1 protein-coding gene and 1 pseudogene are annotated in these 640 nt (G+C 83.0%); both read right to left on the reverse strand.

Features of this window, described 5'->3' with window-relative positions; genetic code table 11:
• Positions 1-228: pseudogene (locus MHY85_RS21155) on the reverse strand (hypothetical protein); the annotation flags it as partial.
• Between the two features lie 186 nt (positions 229-414).
• The coding region (locus MHY85_RS21160) for a DegV family protein (RefSeq protein ID WP_239200459.1) at positions 415-640 on the reverse strand (226 nt) is incomplete at its 5' end.

Here is a 640-nt window from a genome sequence, read left to right on the forward strand (position 1 = left end):
GCGGTGCACGGCGCGGCCCGCCCGCTCCTGCGCGACGCGCACCCCACCGTCCCCGCCGTGCACCGCGCGGTCCGGCTCGGCCGGGGCCGCCCACCCGCCGGCCGCGGGCGCCAGGGCGGACGCTCCGCGCGCCGCCGCTCGCAGACGGGAGGTGCCCGTCCCCGCCGCCGCGCGGGACGCCGGGTCGTCGCGGGGGTCGGGTGGCGGGCCGCCGTCGTACCAGGTCATGCGGCGACGCTAGGCGGCCTCCCCGACCCGGCGCCCAGGGCGGACGCCCGCCCTGGGGACGCGACACCGACCGCGCTCCTGTGGACGACTCGGTGCCCGCTCCGCGAGCGGGCGCCGTCGGACGCGCAGCACTGCGCGCGCCCGTGCCGAACCGGCGCAGCCCGCGTGCGCGCCTGCCGCGGGACGTCAGCGGTCGGTCACCGTGACGGCCAGCGCCCCGACGCCGAGGTGCCCGCCCAGCACGGCCCCCACCTCGCGCACGAGCACCTCGTCGAGACCGAGCGCGTCCCGGAGGCGGTCCGCGACCTCCGCGGCCACCTCCGGCCGACCGAGGTGCTGCACCCCGACCCGCACGGCCGAGCCGGCAGCGCCGGCACCAGCCGCCCCGCCGCCCGCACCGGCCGCCCCGCCG

It is taken from the genome of Cellulomonas sp. ACRRI, from assembly GCF_022346185.1.
In the GTDB taxonomy this organism is placed as follows: domain Bacteria; phylum Actinomycetota; class Actinomycetes; order Actinomycetales; family Cellulomonadaceae; genus Cellulomonas.